The 20,323-nt window shown below is 63.1% G+C and carries 22 protein-coding genes and 1 pseudogene; 6 read left to right on the forward strand and 17 right to left on the reverse strand.

The annotated features are described in order from the left end of the window. From fliR to E6P07_RS11240, 15 genes are all read right to left on the reverse strand, one after another. A complete protein-coding gene (gene fliR / locus E6P07_RS11170) occupies positions 1-783 on the reverse strand; it encodes a flagellar biosynthetic protein FliR (RefSeq protein ID WP_153975681.1) in 783 nt (260 codons plus the stop codon). 32 nt (positions 784-815) lie between these two features. After that, positions 816-1,085, reverse strand: coding sequence for a flagellar biosynthesis protein FliQ (gene fliQ, locus E6P07_RS11175; RefSeq protein WP_153975682.1), 270 nt, complete (start codon positions 1,083-1,085; stop codon positions 816-818). Positions 1,086-1,177: 92 nt separating this feature from the next. Next, positions 1,178-1,927, reverse strand: coding sequence for a flagellar type III secretion system pore protein FliP (gene fliP, locus E6P07_RS11180; RefSeq protein WP_153975683.1), 750 nt, complete (start codon positions 1,925-1,927; stop codon positions 1,178-1,180). Beyond that, positions 1,924-2,340 (reverse strand): flagellar biosynthetic protein FliO, encoded by a 417-nt coding sequence (fliO, locus tag E6P07_RS11185; RefSeq protein ID WP_162008632.1) that lies wholly within the window; start codon positions 2,338-2,340, stop codon positions 1,924-1,926. The genes fliP and fliO overlap by 4 nt, the downstream gene beginning before the upstream one ends. An 8-nt stretch (positions 2,341-2,348) precedes the next feature. Continuing rightward, positions 2,349-2,807 (reverse strand): flagellar motor switch protein FliN, encoded by a 459-nt coding sequence (gene fliN, locus E6P07_RS11190; protein WP_425505133.1) that lies wholly within the window; start codon positions 2,805-2,807, stop codon positions 2,349-2,351. A 54-nt stretch (positions 2,808-2,861) separates the two neighbouring features. Continuing rightward, on the reverse strand, positions 2,862-3,839 hold the full coding sequence (gene fliM / locus E6P07_RS11195) for a flagellar motor switch protein FliM (RefSeq protein ID WP_153975686.1): 978 nt from the start codon (positions 3,837-3,839) through the stop codon (positions 2,862-2,864). Positions 3,840-3,847: 8 nt separating this feature from the next. Continuing rightward, entirely contained in the window at positions 3,848-4,423 is a 576-nt protein-coding gene (locus E6P07_RS11200; protein WP_153975687.1) for a flagellar basal body-associated FliL family protein, read from the reverse strand. Positions 4,424-4,616: 193 nt separating this feature from the next. Then, a complete protein-coding gene (locus E6P07_RS11205) occupies positions 4,617-5,990 on the reverse strand; it encodes a flagellar hook-length control protein FliK (RefSeq protein ID WP_153975688.1) in 1,374 nt (457 codons plus the stop codon). A 5-nt stretch (positions 5,991-5,995) separates the two neighbouring features. Further along, positions 5,996-6,451 (reverse strand): flagellar export protein FliJ, encoded by a 456-nt coding sequence (gene fliJ, locus E6P07_RS11210; protein ID WP_153975689.1) that lies wholly within the window; start codon positions 6,449-6,451, stop codon positions 5,996-5,998. 13 nt (positions 6,452-6,464) lie between these two features. Beyond that, on the reverse strand, positions 6,465-7,850 hold the full coding sequence (fliI, locus tag E6P07_RS11215; RefSeq protein ID WP_153975690.1) for a flagellar protein export ATPase FliI: 1,386 nt from the start codon (positions 7,848-7,850) through the stop codon (positions 6,465-6,467). Further along, positions 7,847-8,737, reverse strand: a complete 891-nt coding sequence (locus tag E6P07_RS11220) for a FliH/SctL family protein (protein WP_153975691.1) — start codon at positions 8,735-8,737, stop codon at positions 7,847-7,849. The genes fliI and E6P07_RS11220 overlap by 4 nt, the downstream gene beginning before the upstream one ends. Further along, positions 8,734-9,750 (reverse strand): flagellar motor switch protein FliG, encoded by a 1,017-nt coding sequence (gene fliG, locus E6P07_RS11225; RefSeq protein ID WP_153975692.1) that lies wholly within the window; start codon positions 9,748-9,750, stop codon positions 8,734-8,736. The genes E6P07_RS11220 and fliG overlap by 4 nt, the downstream gene beginning before the upstream one ends. Beyond that, the gene (fliF, locus tag E6P07_RS11230) at positions 9,737-11,362 is read right to left on the reverse strand and encodes a flagellar basal-body MS-ring/collar protein FliF (RefSeq protein WP_246173011.1); all 1,626 of its coding nucleotides are present in this window, start codon (positions 11,360-11,362) and stop codon (positions 9,737-9,739) included. The genes fliG and fliF overlap by 14 nt, the downstream gene beginning before the upstream one ends. Positions 11,363-11,502: 140 nt before the next feature. Further along, positions 11,503-11,841: a flagellar hook-basal body complex protein FliE gene (fliE, locus tag E6P07_RS11235; protein WP_246172830.1), complete on the reverse strand. Its 339-nt coding sequence runs from the start codon at positions 11,839-11,841 to the stop codon at positions 11,503-11,505. 189 nt (positions 11,842-12,030) lie between these two features. Next, entirely contained in the window at positions 12,031-13,404 is a 1,374-nt protein-coding gene (locus E6P07_RS11240; RefSeq protein ID WP_153975694.1) for a sigma-54 interaction domain-containing protein, read from the reverse strand. A gap of 379 nt (positions 13,405-13,783) precedes the next feature. On the opposite strand from E6P07_RS11240, the gene E6P07_RS11245 reads away from it, so the two are divergent. Then, positions 13,784-14,104, forward strand: coding sequence for a late competence development ComFB family protein (locus E6P07_RS11245; RefSeq protein WP_153975695.1), 321 nt, complete (start codon positions 13,784-13,786; stop codon positions 14,102-14,104). On the opposite strand, the gene E6P07_RS11250 is transcribed toward E6P07_RS11245, so the two are convergent. Next, positions 14,101-15,510 (reverse strand): HDOD domain-containing protein, encoded by a 1,410-nt coding sequence (locus tag E6P07_RS11250; protein WP_246172831.1) that lies wholly within the window; start codon positions 15,508-15,510, stop codon positions 14,101-14,103. The two genes, E6P07_RS11245 and E6P07_RS11250, sit on opposite strands and share 4 nt — an antisense overlap. Before the next feature lie 163 nt (positions 15,511-15,673). Here E6P07_RS11250 and motA point away from each other — a divergent pair, with 163 nt between their 5' ends. Next, positions 15,674-16,528 (forward strand): flagellar motor stator protein MotA, encoded by an 855-nt coding sequence (motA, locus tag E6P07_RS11255; RefSeq protein WP_153975697.1) that lies wholly within the window; start codon positions 15,674-15,676, stop codon positions 16,526-16,528. 21 nt (positions 16,529-16,549) lie between these two features. After that, a pseudogene (gene motB / locus E6P07_RS14235) lies at positions 16,550-17,435 on the forward strand (flagellar motor protein MotB). A 54-nt stretch (positions 17,436-17,489) separates the two neighbouring features. Here motB and E6P07_RS11265 read toward each other — a convergent pair. Further along, positions 17,490-17,906, reverse strand: a complete 417-nt coding sequence (locus E6P07_RS11265; protein WP_281346831.1) for a protein phosphatase 2C domain-containing protein — start codon at positions 17,904-17,906, stop codon at positions 17,490-17,492. Between the two features lie 335 nt (positions 17,907-18,241). On the opposite strand from E6P07_RS11265, the gene E6P07_RS11270 reads away from it, so the two are divergent. The 3 genes from E6P07_RS11270 (at position 18,242) to E6P07_RS11275 (ending at position 20,320) form a co-directional block, all read left to right on the forward strand. Beyond that, positions 18,242-18,655, forward strand: coding sequence for a hypothetical protein (locus E6P07_RS11270; RefSeq protein WP_153975699.1), 414 nt, complete (start codon positions 18,242-18,244; stop codon positions 18,653-18,655). A gap of 82 nt (positions 18,656-18,737) precedes the next feature. After that, positions 18,738-18,869, forward strand: coding sequence for a hypothetical protein (locus E6P07_RS14020; RefSeq protein WP_281346815.1), 132 nt, complete (start codon positions 18,738-18,740; stop codon positions 18,867-18,869). After that, positions 18,866-20,320 (forward strand): DUF3375 domain-containing protein, encoded by a 1,455-nt coding sequence (locus E6P07_RS11275; RefSeq protein ID WP_153975700.1) that lies wholly within the window; start codon positions 18,866-18,868, stop codon positions 20,318-20,320. Before E6P07_RS14020 ends, E6P07_RS11275 begins: the two co-directional genes overlap by 4 nt. The last annotated feature ends 3 nt before the right edge of the window (positions 20,321-20,323 follow it).

Below are 20,323 nucleotides of genomic sequence, written 5' to 3' on the forward strand. Positions count from 1 at the left end.
TCAGATCCTCGCGATCCGCTCGACCAACGGCAGGGCCGTCAGCAGGAATTCGCCGATGCGCGCCGTCAGGCTCGGCAGCGTCAGCAAGACGATGAAAAAGCCGATGAAGATGGTGATCGGAAAACCGACGGCAAAGATATTGAGCTGGGGCGCGGCGCGGGTGACCACGCCCATGGCCAGATTGACCAGCAGCAGCGAGGCGACCGCCGGTAGCGCGATCAGCAGGGCAGCGGCGAACATTTGACTACCAAAGCTTACGAGATACCAGAGGTCATCGCGGTCTGGACCGGCCACCCCGATCGGAAAGGTCTCGAAGCTCTTGAGCAGCAGATCGAACAACACCAGATGCCCGTTCATCGCTAGGAAGATCAGGGTCGCTAGGATCGAGAGGTACTGCGAGATCATCGGCACCTGAATCCCGCCGACCGGATCGACCGCCGAGGCAAAGCCCAGCCCCATCGAAAGCGCGATCGCCTCACCGGCCTGATTGATCGCCGAGAACACCAGGGTGAATATGAAGCCCATGCTGATCCCGATCAGCACCTGTTCGATCGCGACCACCACACCGCCGACACTGAGCGGATCGATCGCCGGTACCTCGGGCAACTGAGGTACGATCATCCAGGCCAGCAGCAGCCCTAGCCCCAACCGCACGCGCGTATTGATCTGGCGCGCGCCGAAAACGGGCATCACCAGCAGCATGGCGCTGATACGCACGAAGGGCCAGACCAGTGAGACGACCCAGCGCAGGATATCGTTGGCCTCGAACGTAAGGGTCGACATGGTTAGGATGGCAGACGCGCGCGTCTATCCATTCAACCGATCAGGCTGGGGATGCTCTCGTAGAGCCGGGTGACATAGTCGGTGACCAGCTTGAGCATCCAGGGCCCGGCGATGATCAGGGCCGCCCCCACCCCGACCAGCTTGGGGATGAAGGTCAGGGTCATCTCCTGGATCTGGGTTGCGGCCTGAAACAGACTGATGGTCAGACCGATGATGAGACCAGCAAGCAAGGGCGGGGCGGATATCAGGAGGATGACCTCCCCGGCCTCCTTGCCGACATCCAGGACCATTTCGGGTGTCATCTTGGGTATTCCTCGTGATCGGTTCGCGTTGGACACAGGTCTTTGCGGTCAGGACATGCAGGATCGGGGCCGAATAGCCCAACCGACGCCACTTACATATAGAAACTGCGCGCCAGGGTGCCAAGCAACAACGACCAGCCGTCGACCAGCACGAACAGCATCAGCTTGAACGGCAGCGAGATGATCAGTGGCGAGAGCATCATCATCCCCATGGACATCAGCACGCTCGCGACCACCAGATCGATGATGAGAAAGGGGATCAGGATCAGAAATCCGATCTGGAAGGCCGTCTTCAACTCGCTGACGACAAAGGACGGGATCAGCAGCGTCAGCGGAATGTCGTCGGGCGACTCAAAGCCGTCGATCCCCCGAATCCCTGCGAATAGCGCCAGATCGGATTCACGCGTCTGGGCCAGCATGAAGGCACGCAGCGGTTTGACGGCCTTGGCCAGCGCCTCCTCGGTCCCAAGCTGCTCCTCCATGTAGGGCTGGATGGCGGTGTCGTAGATCTCCTGAAAGATCGGCGACATCACGAACAGCGTCAGAAAAAACGCCAGACCGATCAGCACCTGGTTGGAGGGGGTTTGGGTCGTACCCAGCCCCTGACGCAAGATACCCAGCACGATGATGATGCGGGTAAAGGAGGTCATCATGATGAGCGCCGACGGCAAAAGCGTCATCAGCGTCATGATGATCAGGATCTGGAGCGTGACCGAGTAGATCTGACCGCCATCTGGGGCGGTGGTGACGGTCACAGCCTTTAGACCACCGATCTGGGCCAGGACGAGGCCCGGCATCAGTGCCCCGGAGAAGAGCAAACCCAAGCGTGCGAGCCGTTTCATTCGGGCCTTTTGCCGTGCTTGAAGCGTTTGAGCAGCTCAGCGAAATCCCCGGGCGCGTCCGCTGGCAGCTCGATGGGTTGGGTGAGTCTGTGCAGAGGCGTCACACCCATTGCCGTCGCCGCGATCAGGATCTGCTCGGAGCCGACCTGGATCAGCATCAGCCGCTCGCGCGCACCGATCGCGCGTACGGCGAGAACCTGGATGACACCCTGTCCGGGCGTCGCCACACCCGGCACCCGGCGCAGAAACCAGGCCAGGACGACGATGGCCAGGAGCACCAGCACCAACCCGCCGACCAGCTGGCTCAGATAGCCGGTCGCAGGCACGGCGACAGACGCCTGGGACTCGGCCCAGACGAGACCGGGCGCAAGCCAAATGCTAGAGATGACCACCAGGCCGGATCGTGCGCGCACAGGTATCCTCACCTCAGCTTACGCACACGCTCGCTCGGACTGATGACATCGGTCAGCCGAATGCCGAATTTTTCATTGACCACCACTACTTCACCATGTGCGATCAGTGTGCCGTTGACCAGGACATCGAGCGGCTCGCCGGCCAGACGGTCGAGCTCGACCACCGACCCCTGGTTGAGCTGCAATAGATTGCGGATCGGAATCTTGGTACGCCCGATCTCCATGGAGATGGTCACGGGCACGTCCAGCACCATGTTGAGATTGACCTCGGAGACAGGTTCCGGCTTGGTCCCAGTGAAATCTTCCGGGCTCATGCGACGGATCTCCTCGGTGCCAGAGCGCGTCCCAGGCCGCCCGCCCTCTTTCTGTTCCTCGAGCGCGGCGGCCCAGGCATCGGCGATGGCCTCATTTGGGTCGATCTCGCCTGGATCCTTAGTCTTGTCGTTGCTCATGTGCAAAACCTCCATCCGTCATAGGGTATCGGCGAGTGTGCGCCATCGGATCGCTCGCCACCGGATGAATCAGCGCTTGATCTGCTCCAGGATCTTGATGGCATTGATGCCATTGGAGACCCCGAACTTACCACGAAAGAGCGGGATATCCTCAACGTTAAGGATGACGGTCTCTGGAAGGTCGATCGGAATGATATCGCCAGGCTTGATTTCAAGCAGTTGCTCGATCGTCAAGGTCGCCTCAGTCAGGATCGAGCTGATCTCGACCTCAGCAAGCGGGATTTCCTCCTCCAACGCCCGCTGCCAGCGCTGGTCGACCCCGCTGCGATCGGAGTGCAACCCCGTGTCCAGCACCTCGCGGATCGGCTCGATCATCGAATAGGGGAAGGTGACATGCAGATTGCCGCCGCCGCCCTCGAGTTCGATATGGAAGTCATTGATGACCACGATCTCGGTCGGGCTGACGATGTTGGCGAACTGCGGATTGACCTCGGCGTTGATGAACTCAAACTGCAGATCCATCACAGGTTCCCAGGCCTTTTGCATGTCTTCAAACGAGGCATTGAGCAGATTCCTGATCACACGCATCTCCATCGGCGTGAAATCACGCCCCTCGATGCGCGAATAGAAGCGCCCATCGCCACCGAAAAAATTATCGACGAGATTGAAGACCAGTTTGGGATCAAAGACAAACAGCGCCGTTCCATGCAGCGGATAGACGCGCACCAGATTCAGACTGGTGGGGACGTAAAGGGAGTGCAGATACTCTGAGAACTTGGTCACGCGCGTACCGATGACCGAGATCTCAGACGAGCGGCGCAGCATATTGAATAGATGGACGCGCAGATAGCGTGCGAAACGCTCGTTGATCATGTCGAGCGTCGGCATTCGACCGCGGACGATGCGATCCTGGGTCGCGAAGTCATAGGGACGTACCTGACCATCCGCCGGAAAGGGATTGGAATCGGTATCGATATCGCCGCTATCGACGCCATGCAGCAGGGCGTCGATCTCGTCTTGACTGAGGATGTCGGATTGCTGTGCCATCGTGCGATCTATTGCATGATGAGCTCGTTGAAGAGAACGTCGCGGATATCAGACGGCTCGCCGGTACGGGCCAGCAGCCGCACCAGGGTCTGGCGCAGTGATTCACGCAAAATGTCCTTGCCCTCGGGCGTATTGAGCGTGGCGTATTCCTGAGCCGCGAGCACCGTCAGGATGTCGTTGCGCAACATCGGCATGTGTTTGTCCACGGCGGCGATCACCGCCGAGTTCGGCGTGGCAATGTTCAGGCTGACACGCAGAAAGCGGACCGGGCCGCCAGGCGAGAGGTTGACGGTGAAGCTCTCGAGCTTGTGATAGACAAGCGGCCCGGCCACGGGTGCGGGTGTCGCGGCCATGCCCTCCTCGGACCGTCCGGCCGCCGGCGCGGCCCCATTCGTGGTCTCGGCGGACGCCTCCGGCTCGTCGGCGGACTTGCCACGAAAGAGGAAATAATAGGCCGCACCTCCGACGCCTGCGAGCAGCAGCAACAGGATCACCAAGAGGATGATCCATTTTATCCGACTGCCTGGCCCCTTCTCTGCCCCCTTTTCGGGCTGTTTCTTGTCGGCTTTTTTCTTCTCGGCCATGCTCAGATCCTCTCAAAGTCAGATTGCGCGTTCCATGGCGCGCGCACTGCAAACCCATGGATCCGGGCGCCCGACGCAGACGGCTGGGACTTCCGGATGAAGATGATCAAGGGACGATTTTAAGCCCTACCGCGGTGAACACCAGCCGCCACCCAGGGACGCCAATGCCGCGTCGACTCGACAGGTGACGGACTCAGGTAAAGACGTCGAGCCGCCGCGACAGCACCGAGAGGGTGTCATGGGACTGGATCGGATCATCCTCATCCTCGATCTCGAGAGACTGAACTCCAGTGGATTCAGCGCCTTCGCGACCGTTCCTACCGCGATCTTGCGGCGCTTGATCCGAGACCGAGACAGCGCCTAACAAGACGCCGTCCTGGGCGAGCGCCTCGCGCAATCTGGGTAAGGACGCCTCTAGCACCTCGCGCGCGACTGGATGCGCGGAGATGAACTGAACATGGGTCTTTTCGCCCTCCTGAACGACGCGCACGTCTAGGGTACCTAGACTGGGCGGATGCAGCTTGATCTCGGCCGTATCAAGTCCCCGATCGATCGACCAGCGGATATGGTCGGACAGGCGCTGCTCGCCGCCAGGTTGGAGCAAGCGGTTGAGATCCAGGGTCTGGAGACGCGCGCCGATCGGCGAGATCTCGGGTGTGGCGGCCGGCGTCCTGGGTGTGCCCGCTGGAGCCAGGACGGTCGATTCATTGGATTCCGGAACGGTCTCAAGCCCCAGGATCGACTCGAGACGGGGCTCGCTGCGCAGCGCCAGACCCGACCGTGCCTCAGCGATGGCAGGTAAGGCCGCATCAACGTCCGTGTTTGAGGCCGTGGCGATATTCGACCGGGCTTGCAGGGCATCACTGTTGAGCTGACGAGCAAGCCAAGCGGATGGGAACGAGGCCGACGCGTTCGATTCCAGGGTGTCGGGCTGTTGAGCCTCACCAGCCGCCGCTCGCCTGTCTTGACGCCAGGGGGTGTGCGCCAAGGTCTCCAAAACGGTGGAAGACACTTCCAGAAGCCCCCTCGAATCAGTGGCGACCCCAGGGGTGGACGAGGGGTCCGACGCAACGAGCGGCGCCGCTGTCGAGGTCGGCAGGATTCGGCTCGCTTCGCTCAATCGCTCCAGAATCACAGTCGGGAGCATCGTAAGCCAAGCAGGGGCCTCCGACACCGGCTGTGGCGCATCATCACCGGATGACGTCTCGTCGGAGGTCCGCCCCTCCTTGGTGAGACCCAGCGCTTCTGGGTCACCCACCTGTTCGCCAAGCCCCATTGCCACGGACAGTCCAAGGGAGGTCGAATCATTCCGCCCCTGGACGAGCGTCAAAAACTCCACCACCAGGGTCTGGTTTGGGATGGATGCGATCTCAGCCGGATCGGCCCCGCGCTTGATCAAGAACGACTTGATCTGGCCGGCCAGCGACTGAACAAATTCGCCAATACCGGCCTGGTCCAGCATCTCAGTCCAGCCCGAATTGCCCAAGCGCTGGAGGTCATCCAGGTCGCCCAGGAGGCCTGACAACAGGCCCGAGAGCCCGCTCGGCATGGTCGTCGTCTGCATCATCGCGATCACTCCTCGCCAGACGCCGAGAAACCGGCGTCTCGATCGGAATCAAAGGCCTTACGTGTAGCCCACATATCGAGTTCGTGCTGCTGGCGTCGCCCCTCAGCGATCGACTCGAAGCGACGGCGGCGCTCGATGAGCTTTTCGAGCGAGCGACTGGCCTGATGGCGCTCCATCCAGGCCGAGCGTGCCTGATCGACCTGGATCTGGGCGGCCGCCACGCGCAGATCCTGTTGTTGCAGCGCCTCGCGCAGCTGATGGTGCATGAACGAGAGCTGTTTCATCAGATGCACATCGTTTGGAACAGGGGCATTGAGATAATTTTTCTGGTATTCGAGCAGCAAGGTGCGTTGCTGCTCAAGCCGGTTGAGCTCGGCCAGACGGCCGGCAAGCGCCACAGCCGCCTGGTTCTCCTGGGCTTGACGGATCTTCAGCAGGCGCTGGAAGCGTTTGACGCTCATCTAGATCCACTCCTCACTGGGATGGTGGCAGACCCACCAAGTCGAATAGCTGCCGACGCGACTCCTCGAAGCCGGCCTTCTCCAGCCGACCCTGGGCCAGATAGGCCTCCAGACGCGGATGCATGGCCACGGCCTCGTCGAGCGCCGGGTCCGCGCCCTTGCGATAGGCACCGACCGCGATCAGGTCGCGATTGCGTTCATAGGTCGACATCAGGCGGCGAAAACGATGGGCCGCCTTCTGGTGCTCGGGGGTCACCACCGCGCTCATGACGCGCGACACCGAGGCGCCGACGTCGATGGCCGGATAGCGCCCGGTCTCGGCGATGGCGCGTGAGAGCACCACATGACCGTCGAGGATGGCGCGTGCCGAATCGACGATGGGATCGTTCTGGTCGTCGCCCTCGGCGAGCACGGTATAGAAGGCCGTGATCGAGCCGCCGCCCCGGTCGCCATTGCCGGCGCGCTCGACGAGTTGCGGCAGACGCGCAAACACCGAGGCCGAATAGCCCTTGGTCGCCGGCGGCTCGCCGATGGCCATGGCGATCTCGCGCGCACCCTGTGCAAAGCGGGTCAGTGAGTCCATTAGGAGTAAGACGTTCAGACCGCGGTCGCGGAAGGATTCGGCGATGGTCGTCGCGACCCAGGCGCCGTGCTGACGCAAGAGCGGCGACTGATCAGCCGGCACGGCCACGACCACGGTCCGGCGGCGCGCCTCCTCGTCGAGGATATCGTAGATGAACTCGTTGACCTCGCGCCCACGCTCGCCGATGAGTCCGACCACGATGACATCGGCCGCGGTGTGGCGCGTCATCATGCCCAGGAGCACGCTCTTACCCACGCCGCTGCCGGCAAACAGCCCGATGCGTTGACCGCGCCCGACCGATAGCAGCCCGTTGAGCGCGCGAATCCCGACATCGAGCGGCTCGGTGACCGGTGCGCGCCCAAGCGGGTTGATCGGGCGGCCCTCGATCGGCGCCATCTCGGCGGTCCGGATGGGACCAGCGCCATCGAGCGGCCTGCCGAGTGCGTCGATGACGCGCCCAAGCAACGCCGGACCGACCGGGATGCGCCGTGCCTGTTCCAGCGGCTCGATGCGTGCGCCCGGCGCCAAACCCTCGAGCTTGCCTTCGGGCATCAAAAAGGTGCGCTCGCCCTGAAAACCGACCACCTCGGCCGCCAGCCGCTTGCCCTCGACGGTGTGGATGGCGGCCCGTCCACCGACCGGCAGGCGGATACCCTCGGCCTCGAGGGTCATGCCAACCATCCGCGACAGCCGCCCCTCGGGTTGCGGCGGTGGGACCTCTTCGAGACGCCGGCGCGAGCGCGCCAGTCGGTCGCTCAGACCATGCACCAGCCGTTGTGAGCCTTGTTGTTTCAGCGTCTCGATGACATCGCTCATCTGGGCAGCACCTCGGTCTCTGGGTCCGGGACAGACAGGGGTTCGACAAGGACCTCCCCTTCGGATTCGGGCCGGGGTTCAGGCATGGACCCAGCTGGGCGCTCTCCGACCGTCGTCTCGGTCCTTCCGGCCTCAGGGACTGACTCGGGCTCGGCCACCGGCTCGGGCGGCCCCAGTTCAGCCCAGATCGCCTCGATTCCCTGACGCAGCCGTGTCTCCAGGGTCGCGTCGATCCGGCTCGGGCCGCTGATCAGGATACAGCCGCCCGGCTCGACCTCGGGGTCAGCGATCCAGGTCAGCTGCTCGTCGTTGGCCTCGGCATAGGCGGCCAGAGGACCATGATCGCGCGGATTGATGTGAATCCGCAGCGGATGCTTGCGCGAGGGCAGCTGCTCGATCGATGCGCGCAGCACCTGCTGGATGAGCTCGGGCCGGGTGGTCAGCTCGGCCATGACCACGCGCCGCGCCAGCGCCGACACCAGTGCCAGCAGCTCGGGTTCTAGGGCATCGACCGACTCGGCCAGCGGATCGGCCAGGGCGCGCGCGATCCCCTCGAGCGCGGCCACCGTCTCGCGCAACGTCCGCTCCTGGGTCTCGCGCCACTCCCGCTCGCGCGCCTCGCGCTCGGCGCGTTCGGCCTCCGCCTCACGAGCGGCCTGCTCGCGCCCCTCGCGATAGCCCGCCTCATAGCCGTCGCGATAGCCGGCCTCGGCCCCCTTGCGCCGCGCCTCCGCCTCCAGGTTCGCAATCTCCTCTGGTGTGGGCGGCGGTGGCCCCTCGGGCTCGGGATTCACCACGGCATTCGGATCGAAGTCGACATCGGGCGGTAGCCAGCGCCGGATGTCGGCGGCCAGACGTGCGTCAGCGGACGAGATGAGGCGATTCACAGCATGGCCTCCCCACCCTTGCCGCCGAGCACGATCTGACCACTATCGGCCAGACGCCGCGCCACGGCCAGGATCTCCTTCTGCGCCGCCTCGACATCGCTGACGCGCACCGGGCCCTTGGTCTCCAGATCCTCGCGCAGCATCTCGGCAGCGCGCTTGGACATATTCTTGAAGATCTTGTCCCTGAGCTCTTCGTCAGCACCCTTGAGCGCCAATACCAGGGTCTCGGTATTGACCTCGCGCAGCAGGGTCTGGATACCGCGATCATCGACATCGACCAGATTGGCGAAGACGAACATCAGCTCCTGGATACGCTCGCTCAGGTCTTCGTCGACCTGCCGGACGCTCTCCATGATGGATGACTCACGCGTACCCTCCATGAAATTGAGGATATTGGCCGCGGTCTGCACCCCACCGATCATCGAGGACTTGGCCGTGCTCTTACCCGAGAGCTGGCTCTCTAGGATCTCATCGAGCTCTTGGAGGGCCGCCGGCTGCACGCCGTCGAGGGTGGCAATGCGCAGGATGATATCGGACTGCATACGTTCGGGGAGATACGAGAGGGTCTCGGCCGACTGGTCTGGATCCAGGTGCGAGAGCACGATGGCCACGATCTGCGGATGCTCGTGGCGGATCATCTCGGCGATGGCGCGCGGGTCGAGCCACTTGAGCGCCTCAAGCCCCCTGGAGTTGCGACCGATCAGGATCCGATCGATCAGACCGGCTGCCTTCTCGTCCCCCAGGGCCGAGCGCAGTACGTTGCGGACATAGTCATCGGCCCCGATGCCGAGCGCGGTTTGGTCCTGGATCAGCTCGGAGAATTCCTTGAGCACGGCATCGATGTCGCTGCGCGTGACCCGCTCCAACGAGGCCATGGCCGTACCGATCTTCTGCACCTCCTTGGGCCCCATGTGACGCAACAGCTCAGCGGCACATTCCTCGCCGAGGCTCATCATAAAGATAGCAACCCGCTCAGCACCGCTTTTCTTTTTATCCGTTTTATCCGTTGCCATCTTCGGCCAACCACTGTTTCATGACCTGGACCACGCGCTTGGGATCCTGGCGCACCATCTCGCGCACTGCCTCGAGGTCGAGTTGCTGGCGATCCGGCCCCTTCGGCCCTATGAGTGCCGCAATGGCCGAAGGCTCGTGCGTCAGCGACACGATCTCTTCGCCTTCCTCGCCCTCGGCTTCGCCCTCGCCTTGGGTCTCGTCCGTCAGCGCGGGCACCTCCTCGCCTTCTTCCAATGCCTCGGGTTCAGGCGGCTTGGGCAGGATCTGATTGAGTGCCGGCTTGACGACGGCCAGTATCACGATGAGTGCCAGCAGCAATCCGCCAATGATCTTGACCAGTTCCAGGAACCAGGGTTGGGTCCAGATCGGCTCTGCCGGTGTGTCCGGCTCAGGCACAAAGGAGACCGAGCCGACCTGGAGCGAGTCGCCGCGCGCCTCATTAAAGCCGATGGCCTCACGCACCAGATTGCGGATAGTTTCCATCTCGGCCTCGGAACGCGGCACACGCACAGGCTCGCCGGCCTCGTTGACCTGGTCGACATAGTCGACCACCACCGCCGCCGTGATACGTCGCACACTGCCGGGCGTCTCCTTGATGTGGGCAATGGAGCGATCGACCTCGTAGTTGCGAGTCGTCTGCTGGCTACGGCTGCTCGGTACCACCGTATTGGCCTGAGCCTGTTGCTGCTGACCGACTACGCCGCCCGCCGGCGGCTGATTGGTCAGGGCCCCCGGGATCCCGCCGACGAGCGGATCGGCACCGATGCGCTCTTCTTCGTTCAGCTGTTCGGAACGAATCGCCGTCTTGTCCGGATCATAGGACTCTTGAGTGCGTTCGACACGCGAAAAATCCAGATCTGCGACCACCTGCACCCTTAACCGGTCACGTCCGACGACGGGCTCAAGCAGCGTCAGAACCCGTTCGACATAGCGTGACTCGACGCGATGCGCGTAGTCGAGCTGATCGAGTGCCAGACGCTCCTCGCGCTCCTGGTCGTTGGCGGTCAACAGCCGCCCGGACTGATCGACTACAGTCACCCGTTCGGGGGTAAGCTCCGGTATGCTGGAGGAGACCAGATGCACGATGGCCCCGACCTGCTGCTCGGTCAGCTCGCGATTGCCTTTGAGGTGGACGACCACCGAGGCACTCGGCGGCACACGCTCGCGCACGAACACCGAACGCTCGGCACGGGCGATGTGCACCCGTGCCCTTTCAACCGGCTCGAGCGCGGCGATGGATCGGCCCAGCTCGCCCTCGATGGCGCGCTGGTAGCGAGCCCCCTCGATCAGACGGCTGGTGCCGAAACCAGACTCCTGCTGGAGGAGCTCGAAACCGATGTCGGCCTGTTTCGGCAGGCCCTGCCCGGCGAGCAATAAGCGTGTCTCGGCCACGCGCTGCTGCGGGATCTCGATGCGTCCAGAATTGTTGTCGACCCGATAGGGCACACCTAGCCCGGTCAGGGCCTCCATGATCTTAGCGGCCTCGGTGGCCTCAAGCTGGCTGAAGAGCGGCACATAGGTCGGTCTGAGCGCCCAAAACAGGATGGCCACGACCGCCACCAGTCCGCCGGCGAGCATGCTGATGAGCGCGATCTGGCGCCCGACCGGCATCTCCCGAAAGCCCTGGAGACCAAGCGCCAGGCGCCCGCCCAGGGTATTCGGATCGGCGGATGGGGGTTGATCCTGAGTTGGATTCTCGGTGATGGCGGTATCGATGGCGGCCATATCGGGCTAACCCTAGATGCCTCGACCTAAACCTGCATGCTCATGACTTCTTGATAGGCCGACAACAACCGGTTGCGCACCTGGTTGGTTGCCTCAAACGCGATACTGGCCCGGTTCATGGCCACCATGACCTGGGGTAGGCCGACCTCCTTGTCGCCCAGTTCGAAACGTGTCTGCAAGGTTGTGGATTCCTGCTGAATTGCATTGACGTCGCGAATGGCGTCGCGCAATTTGGCGGCAAAATCGTCATTCATGCCGCGCCCTTCCTTGACCTCGGCGATCGGCGCCACGGTCTCGACACGACCCGACTGGGCAAGCGCACGCATCTGCGCCAGCACATTCTGGATCTGCATCTCGCCGCTCATCACTCTAGGAAACTCCTGGCTCATGCCTCTTAGGGTCGAGGCCCGTCACCGCACCGTCCCGCGTCGATTCGTCGGGGGAAACGGCCATCACGTGGATTGCAAGGAGATAAGCAAATTGGATGCCGACGCCAGTCGGCACAGACGGGACTCAAAACGACGTCTTTTTGACGCTCGGGTCAGGAGCCTGTCTTAAAGATCGAGATCCGCAGATTCGTCGCGCGCGTCACGCTCCAGCCCGAACTTGCGCATCCGCTCGACGAGGGTGGTGCGGCGCATCCCGAGCCGGCGCGCCGCCCGGGCGACGACGAAGCCGTTCTGTTCGAGCGCGGTCTGGATCATACGCCGCTCCAGATCGTTGAGATACTCGCGCATCTCGGTACCCTCGGGCGGCAACAGATCCTCGCCGAGTCCGGGTGGCGCACCGCTCAGGGGCGACCCCGACGCCCTGCGTCCATCCGGCACGAGCTCCAGACCCTCGGGCCGAAAGCGACCGGGCAGCTGCGCCAGGTCGACGAGCTGATCTGGATACATGATGGAGAGCTGCTCGAGCAGATTGGCCAGCTCACGCACATTGCCAGGCCAGGTCTGTGCACTCAGGTGCTCCAGCACGCGCGGGGTGAGCCGGGCCGGCCTGCCGCCCTGCTCGCGCAGACGCGCCTCAAGGTTGGCGATCAACAAGGGGATGTCGCTGGCGCGCTCGCGCAGCGCCGGTAGCTCGATCGGGAAGACATTGAGCCTAAAGAACAGATCCTGGCGGAAGAGCCCGGCCGCGACGGCCTCCTCGAGATTGCGATGGGTGGCCGAGATGATGCGCGCATTGGTCTGGATGGGTTTGTTGGAGCCGACGCGCTCGAAGGTGCGCTCCTGGAGGACGCGCAGCAGCTTGACCTGCATCGGCAGCGGCATGTCGCCGATCTCATCGAGGAAGAGCACGCCGTCACCGGCCAGCTCGAAACGACCGGCGCGCGCCGTGAAGGCACCGGTGAAGGCGCCCTTCTCATGACCGAAGAGCTCGCTCTCGAGCAGATCGCTCGGGATCGCCCCACAGTTGACGGCGACGAAGGGCTTGTCGGCGCGATTGGATGCAGCGTGGATGGCGCGCGCGACCACCTCCTTGCCCGATCCCGTCTCGCCGAGGATGAGCACGGTCGCATCGGTGCGGGCGACCTGGGCGATCAGACGCTTGACATTCAGCATCCGCGGATGCTGACCGACCAGGTCGATCCCAGACGGCGGCTCCGGCTCGGATTCGACCTGCAGGCGTTGCAGGACCTGAATCACCAGACCGGGGGTCAGAGGCGTGTTGACGACATAGGCGCGTCCATCGGTCCGGACCGTGCTGCCGTCGAGCGGCTGGCAGACGAGCGGCGGACGCGCAGACGCCGGCAGACACGCCAGTACCCGCGCGACGCCGTCGGCCGTGTCACAGACCCAGAGCGCCGCCAGGTCTGCGTTTACGGATGCCTCCGGACGTGCGAGATCACACACCTCGCATCCCAGGAACTCCAGAACATGCCGCGTGGCGAGACGCGCGGACTCATCGCCATACAGACCGATTCTCATCACCGAGCGTTTTCCCCTCTCTCCCCTCAAGCCAGCCGTAACGAATGAGAACTGAGCGGCCGCGCTCCTATTAACGCGACCCTAAAAGGGATATGGATCGCGCCTTACGGCGCTCCCGCCATCCTCGCGCCTTACGGCACCCCTAAAAAACCCGCCGACCCGCTCCTCCGAGATCCACCTTGACAGGGCCAAGGCGTGAAATCGTTCTATGGTTCACGCCTTCCCGGAAGACCGCTCGAGGCATGTTTTAGCCTCTTGGCCCGATGGTCTTTATGGGCGATCTTAATAACTGCTCCAGGGACAGTGGATAAAGTCATTCAGCAAGACCAGATCCAGTCTTGTAAGATGATGTGATCGACAGATTGTCTGAGTTGAGATCATGCTCGCGAATATCCAGAACTATTACGAACCCCTGGTCATGCAGTCCATCCGGGACAAGCTCTCGGGGCGAGACGAGGAATACGACGCCGACCTCGTGGCCGACCTCGCCTGCCTGGCGCTCAATGCGCTGCCGGCCCGTTATGTGCGCCACACGGTGGACCTCTGGTCCCATCTCGGGGACAGCGAACGCGCCGCTGTGTCTCGCGAGGTCGAGGAGGCCGTCGAGTCCGCGTTCGTTGTGATGCGCCGCCGTCGCGAAGCGCGCCGCACCGAGATCGAAGCCCAGGAACCGTCCAAGACCCGCCTGCCCTGGACCTAACCAGAGGGCGAGCACGGGCCGAGACACTCCAAGGCCCTCTCGGCGAGCGCCGACAGCTCCAAGAACCCCTGATAGGCGCGAGCGTCGAGCGCACAGTCGGACGATCGGCGATCGGCATAGACCAGTCCGACCGGACGGCCCGCCACCCACACCGAGCGCGCCATGAAATGCCCCACAGACGTCAAGTTCTTGACGTCTGTAGGCACCTGGTCGCTCAGTTCGGCGTGGTTCGCCTCGTTCATCCACAGCGCCCCGGGTGCCGCCATCAGTTGGGCGAAGATTCCGCCCCGGTCGAGCGACAGACTAAAACGATTAAAGCGAGGCTCAAAATCCGTGCCGACGAGCTGCTCGGCCCTCAGGGTCTGCCGAGGCAGATCGAAGGCCGCGTAGACGACCCGATTCAGCCCGAGGCCGCGATGGAGTCCATGCAGCCAGGCCAGGATAAGCCTCTCGCGGTCGTTGATCCGATCGGCAGACAAGGCCCTGGCGGCACGCATCCACTCATCGGCACGTGGCGCTAGACAGAAGGGCGCCGCGCACAGACGATCAAGCCGCGCCGGCTCATCGCGCGGCAATGCCTCCAGCGGCCTCAGACCGTACAACAGCGCACGCTGGTTGAACCGACCGATCACCCGATCGAGTCGGTCGAACAGCGTCATCGGATCGCATCCAAGCAATTCCGAGACCAATTCCAGATCCCGCCCCTGCCCTGCATGCCGCCAACCGGCGAAGGCATGGCGCGCGATCTGGTTTGCCAGCATCACGTACAGCGGGCGCGGGTGGCGCGCGTTACGTCCGCGCATCGACTCGCGCGCCATCTCGGGCAGATTCCAGGCGCAGGCCAGGCCGTAGCCTAGCGCCTCCAGGCTCAGGCTGAGCGTCACGTATTCGGCCTCGTGTGGCAGGACGTGAGCGCACTCCATCATGTCCAGGTAACGGTCGATCCGGGCATCGCCATGCGCCAGCAGATACAGCTCGCCGAGGTTGTTGAGCAGGGCCGCGAGCGCGATCTCGGTCGGCACACGGTCACGGTCGATTTCGGCCCAGTCCAGGGCCAGCAGGGCGGCGAGCAAGGCCCGGCCGCAACCATGCTGATAATGCCTGAGTCGCTTGGCATCGAGCACATCCTCGGCCAGCGGGGCCTGGCGCTCGAGCTCCGCCAGCGTGTGCGTGCCAAGCATGTGGATGGCGTCCTCGAGCGTAGCGATCTCGAATCTGAAATGGCGATGCTCGACAGTGTTGGCACGCTGCAGAACGCGCAGCGCCAACCCGGGATCGCTCATCACCACCAGCGCGATACGCCCAAGCGATGCCCCTTTGTCAGACAGCACCCGCGCCAGCTCGTGGCGCGTGCGCGCCTGCACCGGCAGCTCATCGAGCCGGGCCGTTGCGATCAATTCGTCCAACCATCGCGATCCCATCGCGTCTTGAAACCTCAAACCGAATCATGGACGCCACCGGATGGGTGGGCATACGCTCGACGGGTGCTATATTAACGGGCACACGAAAGGCGCGTCATGCGTTCTCGCCCCCAGCCCCATCCGCCAGCGGCTCGGATAACAGATCCACGTGAACTTCATCCTGGGTTCGATCATCGTCGTCGCCTCCGTCTTGGGTGGCTTTGCCGCCGGCGGCGGACACGTCATCGCGCTCTGGCAACCCTTCGAACTGGTCATCATCCTGGGCGCGGCCGGGGGTGGCTTTGTTATCGCCAATCCGATGGGTGTGGTCATCCAGTCGCTCAAGTCTATCCCCGCGCTCTTTTCCGGCCCGAGGTACAAAAAGGCACACTACATGGAGGCGCTCGCCTTCATGTATGAGCTCTTCAACAAGGCGCGCAAGGAGGGACTCATGGGCATCGAGGCCGACATCGAGGAACCCGAGAACAGCGCGCTGTTTCAGAAGTACCCGCTCCTGCTCAAGAACCATCATGCCGTCGAGTTCATCTCCGACTACATGCGGCTGGTGGTCAGCGGCAACATGAACGCCTTCGAACTCGAAAGTCTCATGGACATCGAGCTTGAGATCCATCATCACGCCGCTGCCGAGGTCTCTCATGCCATACAGCGGGTGGCCGATGGTCTGCCCGCCTTCGGTATCGTCGCCGCTGTGCTCGGCATCGTGCACACCATGGCGGCGCTCGGTGGCCCGATGCACGAGATCGGCAGGCTGGTGGCCGCCGCGCTGGTCGGAACCTTCAGTGGCATCCTGATCTCTTATGGCTTCGTTGGTCCCATCGCCAGCTACCTGGGACGGCTGGCCGACGATGAGACGCACTATCTGTCCTGTCTCAAGGCGTGCATCCTGGCCACAGTGCAGGGCTACAGCCCCCAGGTCGCGGTCGAGTTCGGACGCAAGACCATGCCGCCCGAGCTGCGTCCCACGTTTCCGGAGTTCGAGCAGCACCTGCGAGGAACCAAGTAGCGCGGGAGTCGCAACCAGTCCATGGCGATCAACGAATCCAAACAGCCCATCATCGTCAAGAAGATCGTCAAGGGGGGCGGACATCACGGCGGGGCCTGGAAGATCGCCTTCGCCGACTTTGCAACCGCCATGATGGCCTTCTTCATGCTGCTGTGGATCCTGTCCGCAACCACAGAGGAGCAGAAGGCGGCGATCTCGGACTATTTCAACAATCCCTCGATCTTCATGGGCGTCGCGACCTCGCCCTCGCAGGCCATCGGCGAGGGCACAGGCTCCAAGCCCTCGATCCTCGACTTCGAGGGCGCGATCGACATGGGCCCCCCCCCAGGATCCCAAGCTGACACCCGAGCAGATCCAGGCCCTGGCCGATGCGCAGGATGCCGAGCGCTTGGCCTCGCTCAAGGAGATCCTGGAGCGCAAGCTAGATCAGAGCAGCACGCTGGCCCCCTACAAGGACCAGCTCCTGATCGACATCGTGCCCGAGGGGTTGCGCATCCAGATCGTCGACAAAGAGAACCGCCCCATGTTCGATCTCGGCAGTGCCAAGCTCAAGAGCTACACCGAGGACATCCTGCGCGAGCTGGGGGCGCTGATCAATCAGGTGCCAAATCGCGTCAGTCTCACCGGACACACGGACGCGCGTCCGCTGGGCGGCCCAGCCTACAGCAATTGGGAGCTGTCTACCGAGCGGGCGAATGCGGCGCGGCGCGCGCTGGTGGCCGGTGGGATGCGCGAGGACAAGGTCGGGCGCGTGGTCGGTTTTGCCTCAACCATCCCCTTTGACAAGAACGACCCGAACAACCCAATCAATCGTCGGATCAGCCTCGTCATCATGACCCGTGAGGCCGACGCGGCCATGCGCGAGGAGCGCACCCTACTCGAATCCGATGGCAAACCGGTACCCTAGAGTCAACCGCGCCTTCGGGGCCTTCTGGGTCTTCAATCGATTGACGTCAGCACATCAGGTTCCTTGCCGAAAGAGACGCAGGAGAGTGGCCGGCGGGGATGCCGGCTGGGGGCGCGACTCGAGTTCCGCTGCCCGCGCTGCGGGCAGCGCGAGGGCGGCAGATCGGCAGGCGAGAGCGCATCCGAGCGCGGATGTCAGGTCATGCGCCACCCACAGCGCGGGCAACGAAACTCGAGCGGTGTCGATAAACATCGTCTGGTTCGCAAACTCCCCTTTGGCCGACGACGAGTCGCTCAGGCTGCGCAACCCCGCATGCGTCTGAGCCACGATCGCCTCATCCCCCACCTGCCACCAAAAGACATGGAAGCGTCCAACCGCTGCCAGCAGCAACGTGGCGCGCAAATCCCTGGGGTTTCGCCGCTGCAACGCTGCGTAGTCGTCAAGCAAGCCTGAGGAGTCGGACAAGGCCATCGTCGTGGAGAAACAGGTGAACAAAACCGAGCCAAGAAGCCGAGTGGCGGAATCTGTGGAGCGAATGGCCTTGGCGAAGAGGAAACCCTGAAAGGATGCCCGTGACCGGGACGCAGAGCCTGGGGCAAGCGGAGAGCGGACTGGGCAGGGTATGTGCAGCGGCAACGTCTTCGCGTCTGACTCGAGGCAAGCGCCGGATGCGTTAGCAGCGCACGTCCGGATCTGTGCCGGGGGATTGGTCGATGAGAAAAACCCTTGTCAATCAATTCTCTACGTCGACTTGAATTTTTCCCGACAGCCTGTCAAGCTCATAGACCCAGATTAGCGAGGTAATCATGGCATTCACGGAATTTATTTTCGACCGACAAGCGATCCAAGAACGGGCGGAGCAGGCTCGCGCCAATCTCAAGGCCAAGCGAGGTCTATCGGATGCGCTTGGGTTCGCGATCGATGTCATCTGGGATCGCCTCAATCGTGACCCCATGAACTACCGGTCCTATGGCCCCTACTGGTGGACGGTCAAGGACGTGCTCCAGCGGCACGGCAAGGAGATCGGGCAGGACTCACATGAGATGGTGCGGTCGGTTTATTCCTTTGAAGATGATTACGAGAGCCTGATCGCCGCTGAGACCTTCCGTGACTGGTATCTGGACACGCAGTTCAAGGGAACCAATCAGTTCCTGCTCGACCGCGAGACCGGGGAGACCTATACCCTGTTCGACTCGGACATGGAAATACCGCTGATCTAAGCCAGCGCGCGGCAGACCTATGTCACACTGAAAAGTGGCGGGCCTTCCCGTTCCTGACCGTGCAATTTCTCAACAGCGCGACTTGTTGGAAGGACTGAACCGACAAACGCTGGCGCCCGACGCCAAGCGCCTCGAAGCCACCGCCATGCGCCAGTCGGCCTGGGCCACCTTCGAATCCGCGCTGTTTACTCCCGGCGAGCTGGATACTGCATGACGCTCGACTTCGCCACCCTCGATGCCCTGCGCACCCACCACCCGGCCTGGCGGCTGCTGCGTTCGGATCATGCGCCGCTGGTGGCGAGCTTTCTGCACCGGGTGTTCGTCGCCCCCAATGTGCGGGTGATGAGCGAGGCCGATTTGGCGGAGGCGCTGGAGGATGAGTTGTATGCACTGCGACTGCAACTGGGCGAGACCGCGTTTCCCAAGCCGGCGACCGAATACCTGAACGACTGGGCCTTGCCGGATAAAGGCTGGCTGCGCAAGTTTTACAAGCCTGGCAGCGACGAGGCGCAATTCGATCTGACGCCGGCGACCGAGAAGGCCATCGCCTGGCTGGGGCAACTTTCCGAGCGCCAGTTCGTCGGTACCGAATCGCGCTTGCTGACGCTCTTTGACCTGCTCAAGCAGATGAGCGAGGGCAGCGAGACCGATCCGGAAAAGCGCATCGCCGAACTGCAAAAAAAGCGCGATGCGATCGATGCCGAGATCGCCCGCGTGCGCTCGGGCGATGTGCCGCTTTTGGATGATGCGGCGTTGAAGGATCGTTTCCAGCAGTTCATGCAGGGCGCGCGCGAGTTGCTCGCCGATTTCCGCGAGGTCGAGCACAACTTCCGCCAGCTCGACCGGCGCGTGCGCGAGCGCATCGCGCTGTGGGAGGGCGGCAAGGGGGCGCTTTTGGAGGAGATCATGGGTGAGCGCGATGCGATTGCCGATTCCGACCAAGGCAAGAGCTTCCGCGCCTTTTGGGATTTTTTGCTCTCCAGCCGCCGCCAGGAGGAGCTGTCCGAGCTTTTGGAACGAGTGTTGCAACTACCGGCGGTAGTGGCCATGCGACCCGATGCCCGTATCCGCCGCGTCCATTACGACTGGCTGGAGGCTGGTGAGCACACCCAGCGCACCGTGGCGGCGCTGTCGCAACAATTGCGCCGCTTTCTCGACGATCAGGTCTGGTTGGAAAACCGCCGCATCATGGATATCCTGCGCGGCATCGAGAGCAAGGCGCTGGCGCTGCGGGAGGCCCCGACGGCAGGCGCCGTGATGGAGCTGGCCGAGGCACGGGCCGACATCGAACTCATCATGGATCGCCCGTTGTTTACGCCGGCGGTCAAGCCGGTTTTTGCCCACCTGGACTTGCTGGCGGGCGACGAGGCGATCGACCCTTCGGCCTTGTTCGAGCAGGTGGTGGTGGACAAGGCGCGGCTGATGCGCCACATCCGCCATGCCTTGCAAAACCGCAGACAAATCACCCTGCGTGAACTGGTCGCCGCCCAGCCGCTGCAACAGGGCCTGGCGGAACTGGTGGCCTACCTGCAACTGGGCAGCGATGCATTCAATGCCGTGGTGGACGAGGACACGCCGGAGGCCATCCACTGGCAGGCCGAAGATGAACAAGGCGAAGCGGTGACGCGCACGGCCCGCCTGCCACGGGTCATTTTCATGCGCTGACCG

It is taken from the genome of Thermochromatium tepidum ATCC 43061, assembly GCF_009664085.1.
GTDB classification, from domain to species: domain Bacteria; phylum Pseudomonadota; class Gammaproteobacteria; order Chromatiales; family Chromatiaceae; genus Thermochromatium; species Thermochromatium tepidum.